We start from the raw sequence: 6976 nt of genomic DNA on the forward strand, positions 1-6976 counted from the left end.
TTAAAGCGCTAATACTATTTTTAATTATACTAGGGTTTACTTCTCCTTTTTTTTCCTAAAGTAAACTGTGGTGTTGCTATAAAAACGTTATAATTTTCAGTGTTTAATTTGCCAATAACGGCTTTTAAAAACTTACTTAAATCAAATGCTGTAAGTGTATAAATAGAGCCTTGTTTAATTTTTATTTCAGAAATTAAAAAGGCCGTATCTGCAACAGTAAATACTTCTACTGCTTGTTTATTCGCTCTATTATTGAATTTTTCTAACCAGTTTTTAAATCCATACGCGGCTAAATCAAAATTATTTTTTGACCAAAGTGCAAGTTGGTTATACTCAGAATCAAACACAACATACCCTTTATAAGTTAAGCTTTGTGAAACCTGACTCTGTACTAAATCATTAAGCTGCTCTTTTGTATAGCTATTTTGGCTTTGTAAAAAGCCTGCGATAACTAAATCTTTTTGCGATATATATAATCCTTGATTATCAAATCGCTCTAAAGCATTAAATAACGTTTTACGTAATTGCTGAGTTTGTTCATTGTAATTACTTTGCAGCTCCTTTTTTTCTATAGTATAAAGCAGTAATGCAGTGAATGAGCATAATACTAATGCAATTAAGAATGCGACGGGCGCTAAACTAAATACATGAATATACTTTTCCCCATAATTTTTTTTCACAGGATTAGTAATTTGATTACTTACTGAATCTGAATTTTTATTTAACTGTGTCTGCAATAATTGAGCAAATGAAATAAACTGATCTTTTTGTGAACCTATTAATGTTTTAGGTGCTAAATCAGCCATCAGCACTACGCCAATTAATTTATTAGTGACACTATAAATTGGATATTGTGCATAAAAACGAATTAATTTGTGCGTGTTGTTTGATACATCATCAAAAAAGGTATCTTCAAATAAATATAGTTTTTCTTGTGTGCAGCGTTTTTGATAGCTTAATAACTCATTTTCGACGCTTTCTATATCGTTGCAGGTTATTAACTGCTCTGAATAAACCTCTCTAAAATCGATAAATTTAACAATTGGAACATCATAAAACTGTTTTAATAGCGTTAGCGTTTCTTTAATTTCTGTTGATATTTCATCAGTTGGTGTATCTGCTAAATTAGCATGTGAGGTAAATATATTTGAGGCGTTCATTGACGTTCTCCTTCCCCTTTTGGGGGAGTATGTATCCACGTTGTACTGTTTTGACCGCTATGTACTGGCAGTAAAACTTTAAATGGTGGTGTTAAGCTACTAAGTGCAGGTTCGCCTGTGGTGATATTTATTACTTGTTCTGCATTAACTAAATTAAGTGATGTTTTGCAATATGTAATGCCTGGCTCAATCCCTATTAAGCTCAGTGTTTCACTAATGATAAGGTTATTTACTAGATCGATACCGACCAGCTCAAATGTGGTTTGTAAAATAGTGAAAACAAGTGTTTCTACAATATTTTCTTCTTCTTCTAAGCGTGTACCTTCTGGGCAGCATATTGTGCCAAGCTCTATGTCAACGTTTGTACCTATACCTACTAATGAAAGTGCATTAAGGGCTGTATTTAAAAGCGGTTCTACCTGTGGTAAATATAAATCAAGTATGTCGCCTTGCGATTCGTACCCTGTTTGGCATGTATCACACGATTGCGATAAACCTTGAATGCTTGTACCTAAAGGTGGGACCCCTAAAGCTGTTACTCCAACTAAACAACTGCTGTCGGCTGGTTGCTTATCTATTTCAAAGCTTTCACAAGGTGAACCTGTTACTACTTTTTGCGATACATAACGAGATAGAATTTGTTCACTATTAGCAGGGCATTGTTGTGGCGTGCTTCTTAATAACTGACCAATAACGGTGTTACCTAACTGCCCTATTGCGTAATTTGGACCTTGCTGCAGCGCATTTATATAACTTACATTACCGGTATTATTTAGTTTACTCACACCTTGGCTGTCTGTTGCTTCGTCGCTTAAGCCCTTTAAACACGGGTTACCTTGGCAATTTGGTGCATCGTAATAAACAGCTTCTCGCGAGGTAAACCTATCATCTCTTATGCCTATTAATGCCCTGTACGTGTTGTTTGCTCCCCTGTCTGTATAAAAAATGAGTGGTGCTTGATGCTCATCAAAACTTACTGCAATACCGAGTGGTCTATTGTTAGCATCAACTACAGTAATTTGATTATCGACCTTAGTTTGATGGCGCTTAATAAGGGCATCCCTTACTAAAATCACCCCACCAATTGAGCCAATAATTAAAATAGTTATAATTAAAATAAGCTCAATAGTAAGTATGTACCCTTGTTGATAATGCTTTTTCATATCAGGCTCCTATAACACTTCTACAAGCATTTTAAGTACGTTCATTACTTGTAATGCTGCGGGAAAAAACACCAATACCAAAAACATCGGAAAACAAATTAAGATAATGGGAAAGGTTGTGTGCATCGCTTTTTTGTTTACCTTTTTAGCGAGTAAAATGTTCTTTTTTAAAGCTAGGCCTTCAAGTTGAGCCTCTACTGCTTGGATAAGTGGCGTACCAAGTTTTGACCCTATTAACATTAAGTTTGCGAGTTTTTTAATTCCTAATACGCCGGTTCTTTCAAAAAGTGAATTAAATGCAAATTCACGATCTTTACCTGCGCTTAGTTCGAATAAAAATAACTTTAGCTCTTTGTATAATGGGTGTTTTTGACTTAATCCATGATCAACTGCTAGTGCAAATGAACGCTCTAGTGAAAATCCAGCGCGCATGTAAACCAGTAACACCCGTAAAAAAAACTCTAAGCTATTATTTATAACGGTTTTACGTTGGTTTTTACGTAATAAAAACCAGCATTCGGGTGCAAAAAAACACACAAAACACAGTAATAATTTAATCGATTGGCTCAGCTCATACCCTGTTAGTTCTATAACCGTAAATGCACTAAAAGTAGCAGCCACTTTAAAGCAGTACAGGCTTATTAATATTTTATTAATTTGTATTCCTGCTTGTCTTAATTGACGTTTAGAGATGATGATTAGCGGGTACCAATTAATGTTTTTAGTATCGGGTTTATCTAATTCGACTTTAAGAGATTGCCTATGAATATGGATAAACGAGCCCATACTTACTAAAAGTCCGATAAGTAAAAGTATATCAATCATAATGTTACCCTTAAGCTAAGGCGTAGCCATAAAAAACCAAATAGCTGACAAAGAAGCGCAACCGTTATAAATGCAATCCCATTAGGATCGTTTAATAAAGGTTCAAACCAGGTTGGATCGGTATAGCTAAATAAAGGAATTAGTGCGTAAGGTAAAAAACCACTAAATACAGCAGCGTACTTAGTACCCGAAAGCTTTGCTTTTAGCTGTTGGCGGTCGAGGGTCCGAAGCGACATCATGTTGCATACGCTTTTTAGCATGTCAGTTAAATCGCACTGGCTTTGTGTATGTGTGATGATGCTATGAGCAAATAATCTTACGGTCTCGCAGTTGTATCTTTCAATTAACGGAGCAAACGACGTTTCGGCATCACTACCCATGCTCATGCGTTGTAATAGCAAAGAGCTTTGTTTTTTTATGTATGGGTCAGCATGTTCATCAGCAAACTGCATTGATTGTTGTAGCGACAGCCCCGTACTTAAACACGATTGTACGGTTTCAATAAATTCTAAAAAATGATGCTCAAATTTTGCTAATTTATAATGAGCCAAGTCAATCACAGTTATAAAACACGTTACAAAAACCACGATTGAAATAATAAATGCGCTGGTTGATGCCTCAGGGTAATATAATTTAGCTAAAAACCATGAACTACTAGAGAGCGAGCACGCCATGCTTATAAACCAAGCGTTACTTATGTTTAAGCCTAGTACTCGTAGTGACAAAGTAAGGACGTCTTTTTCTTCTAAAATATCTACTTTTTTAGCGCTCTGGTTACTTTTATTTTTAGCATACAAAGAAACCAACACACTAGCTGCAAGTACAAAAGTAATAACCGCCGCTATAGCTAATAAATAATCAAGTTTAGTCATTGTTAGCCTCCGGGTTATTGTGCAGTAATGCTTTTAATTCTTTTGCATTTGCGCCTTGGCCTTTCATAAACTCAATAACACTTGAGTTATCTATTAGCTCACTTTGAACAGGCACTGCTTCGTTAATACTATAAAGCGGGCTAAAATGTGCGCCGCCATTAACACGCTTAATTTCACCAATACTTTTTAGAGTTCGGGTGCCATTAGTTGAGCGAGAAACATGCACTATAAGTTGAATACTAGACGCAATTAGCGAACTTGTATGTGTATCACTCAGTTGTGCATTGTGTAACTGCACTAAAGTAGATAAACGAATAACGGCATCATTTGCGCTGTTAGCATGTATGGTCGTCATCGAACCTTGGTGACCACAGTTCATTGCTTGGAGCATATCGATTACTTCGCCAGAGCGTACCTCACCTACAAGTATTCTATCTGCGCGCATTCTTAGGGCTGCTTTTACTAAATCTCTTAGGCTTACTGCACCTTTACCATCGCTGTTTGTGTCGTGGGCTTCTAATTGCACAACGTGGTTGTGATGCAAATTAAGCTCAGCACTTTCTTCAATGGTTACAACACGTTCATTTGGGTTAATTGAGTTAGCAAGTACGTTTAATAATGAGGTTTTACCTGCACCTGCATTGCCACACACTAAAATATTAACGCCTGTTTTAACTGCGCTTTTTAAAAATGATAAGATGTTTTTATCTAAAAAATGGTTATTAACTAAAAAGTCATCGTTTATTTTTTTATGGTTAAACTTACGAATCGATACAATCGCGGCGCTGGTACACGCTGGCGGTACAATAATATGAACTCGGCTACCATCTTTTAGTTTGCCATCAACAATCGGCATAAGCGCATTGACTTGTCGGCCACAACCATCAAGTAAGCGATCAACAAATCGGCGTAAATGGCGTTCGTCATCAAACTTACTGGCAGTGCAAAGTAGTTTGCCTTGTTTATCAATCCATATATCTTGCGTGTCGTTTATTAAAATATCACTTACCTGATCGTCCAGCATAAACTGTGCAATAGGACCTAGGCCTTGAATTTCATCAAATACAGCCTGCACAACCTGCTCTTGTTGATGTTGGTTAAATGAAGATTGATTAAATTGTGGAATTTCACTGCACAATGCAGAGATTTTTTCGAGAACATTACTTGATAAAAGCGCGGTTGGTTCTTGTTCGTACTCTTCGATAACGGCATCGTGCAATAGCTTTTTAAGCTCTTCAAAGGTACTTAAACTGGTTTGAACTTCTTCATGTTTGCTTGATAAATTAAACATAAAAACTCACTTAGCTACATATACAGCTTCATTTTTAACGCCTTTAACCACTTCGATTGTGCGACTGGTTTGTAAGCGTGAAAAGTTTTGCAAACGACCTTGTTCAATGTCATAAGCGCTATGCACAATAATTGAAACTTTGTCGGCGTTATCTATACCCGCCAACGAATAAACATCTTTTGGAAGTACCGCAAGGACTAACGAAACACCGCCTGTAGCAGAATTAGACTCTTTAGCTAAGTTATCCATTACGCCATTTTTTTCGGCCTGCGATTTAGGGCCTTTTGAAACACCAATGAGCTGTACATCACGGGCAACTGTTCTTACTAGACGATTAGTTTTAGCGACTATGTCGAGTCGGTCACCTTTGTGTATACGCGAAAGCGGAATATCTAAGGTGTTTAGTTTTAAAGTATATAAAACACGCCCTGCTGGTATGGCTTCTGATAAATTTTGGCTTTTCGCTCTAATAAAATCTGTGTCAAATAATGGTTGTTCAACCATTTTATTAGTTGCTAATTTTTGACCAATTAATGCACGTGGGTTTTGAACGCTCAGTGCAATATTTGAATAGTTACTTGGATCTATACTCTTTTGCTCTACATCGTGAACGGTTACTGTTTGACCGGCCGACATATTTTTGTTTACTACCCAAGCTGTTACGCTATTTTCATCGTTTACCTGTCTAATACCCAAAGCCGAAGCTAACATGCCAGAGGTGATGAGTAATGTGAGAGCCGCTGTGGTTGCGCCTTTGTTACTTTTACTTTTCATAATATTCCTCCAGAGTAACTTTCACTGCCACACTTTTGTGGCAGTGAGCCTTAAGCTTGGTATTCAAACTTAGTTACCTTGTGAACCGCCTGCCGTTGTACGTGTTGCAGCATCACCACTTGGTGTTGCACTAATAAGTGCCGCATTTTCACTAAAGTCTGATGCAACAAAAGTGAATGAACTACCATCGCCTGCGTACACATCAACTGAATCTACAAAGCCTGAGCCAGACACTTCAGCTGTGCCTTCGGCGTTAATCATCCCGTCAAATACATAGCTTTGGTCAAGTGAGCCAATTGCTTCAGCTACATCTTCAAGTTCGCTGGTTACCGAGTCACGTAATGTAGATAAACCAATTACAAGTGCCGCTACCATTGAAGTAGAAAGAATGATTAGCTCTGACGTTAGTACAAAACCTTTTTGCTTTTTGCTATTTAAGTTATGTTTAATAGTTTTCATAATCGTAGCCTTTAAATTAGAAGAGCTTATGCTCACTTTATATATTGCGAGGACCATGCCAACTAATTAACCCCTTTAAATACAGTCGGTTAGTGTGTTTTTATTATTTTCTCTTTAGCTATTTTTACTTTTGATTTGCAAAATGCAAATCAATATTAAAAAATAATTTTTAGATACTTAATACTAGGGTCTGTTGATCTTTGCGGATTAAAATTTGTTCAAACTAGGGGCTATTTAATCGCGGCGCGAGGTTTGTAACCTAGTGGGCTCGATAACTGCTCCTGCGTTATTCTACTGACTTACATCCATGTAAGAATAAGTAAAAACCGAGCAACAAAGAGTAAATAGCCCCTATAAAGAACCCTTTGGGCAGCGCCTGTTTGGCATTAATGCTACGTTATCGCCCATTTATGGGGAATAACCACACTACAT

General features: G+C 36.9%; 7 protein-coding genes. All 7 read right to left on the reverse strand.

Annotated elements, in window-relative coordinates:
• Positions 1-29: 29 nt before the first annotated feature.
• Complete coding sequence (locus I6E69_RS20730) at positions 30-1160, reverse strand: hypothetical protein (RefSeq protein WP_231619824.1); 1131 nt, start codon at positions 1158-1160, stop codon at positions 30-32.
• Complete coding sequence (locus tag I6E69_RS18730; RefSeq protein WP_197121909.1) at positions 1157-2323, reverse strand: hypothetical protein; 1167 nt, start codon at positions 2321-2323, stop codon at positions 1157-1159. Before I6E69_RS18730 ends, I6E69_RS20730 begins: the two co-directional genes overlap by 4 nt.
• Positions 2324-2332: 9 nt before the next feature.
• A complete protein-coding gene (locus I6E69_RS18735; protein WP_149602627.1) occupies positions 2333-3148 on the reverse strand; it encodes a type II secretion system F family protein in 816 nt (271 codons plus the stop codon).
• Entirely contained in the window at positions 3145-4020 is an 876-nt protein-coding gene (locus I6E69_RS18740) for a type II secretion system F family protein (protein WP_002960861.1), read from the reverse strand. Before I6E69_RS18740 ends, I6E69_RS18735 begins: the two co-directional genes overlap by 4 nt.
• Positions 4013-5311: a CpaF family protein gene (locus tag I6E69_RS18745; protein WP_197121911.1), complete on the reverse strand. Its 1299-nt coding sequence runs from the start codon at positions 5309-5311 to the stop codon at positions 4013-4015. The genes I6E69_RS18740 and I6E69_RS18745 overlap by 8 nt, the downstream gene beginning before the upstream one ends.
• A 6-nt stretch (positions 5312-5317) precedes the next feature.
• Positions 5318-6085, reverse strand: coding sequence for a hypothetical protein (locus I6E69_RS18750; protein WP_002960857.1), 768 nt, complete (start codon positions 6083-6085; stop codon positions 5318-5320).
• A 69-nt stretch (positions 6086-6154) separates the two neighbouring features.
• The gene (locus I6E69_RS18755; protein WP_039487863.1) at positions 6155-6544 is read right to left on the reverse strand and encodes a hypothetical protein; all 390 of its coding nucleotides are present in this window, start codon (positions 6542-6544) and stop codon (positions 6155-6157) included.
• Positions 6545-6976: the final 432 nt, after the last annotated feature.

The organism is Pseudoalteromonas sp. NZS100, assembly GCF_015864815.1.
Taxonomy (GTDB): Bacteria; Pseudomonadota; Gammaproteobacteria; order Enterobacterales; family Alteromonadaceae; genus Pseudoalteromonas; species Pseudoalteromonas distincta.

Excerpts from the sequence above, each read along its gene's own strand:
- I6E69_RS20730 (WP_231619824.1), bottom strand. The coding sequence starts at position 1,160 with ATGAACGCCTCAAATATATTTACCTCACATGCTAATTTAGCAGATACA.
- I6E69_RS18730 (WP_197121909.1), bottom strand. The coding sequence starts at position 2,323 with ATGAAAAAGCATTATCAACAAGGGTACATACTTACTATTGAGCTTATT.
- I6E69_RS18735 (WP_149602627.1), bottom strand. The coding sequence starts at position 3,148 with ATGATTGATATACTTTTACTTATCGGACTTTTAGTAAGTATGGGCTCG.
- I6E69_RS18740 (WP_002960861.1), bottom strand. The coding sequence starts at position 4,020 with ATGACTAAACTTGATTATTTATTAGCTATAGCGGCGGTTATTACTTTT.
- I6E69_RS18745 (WP_197121911.1), bottom strand. The coding sequence starts at position 5,311 with ATGTTTAATTTATCAAGCAAACATGAAGAAGTTCAAACCAGTTTAAGT.
- I6E69_RS18750 (WP_002960857.1), bottom strand. The coding sequence starts at position 6,085 with ATGAAAAGTAAAAGTAACAAAGGCGCAACCACAGCGGCTCTCACATTA.
- I6E69_RS18755 (WP_039487863.1), bottom strand. The coding sequence starts at position 6,544 with ATGAAAACTATTAAACATAACTTAAATAGCAAAAAGCAAAAAGGTTTT.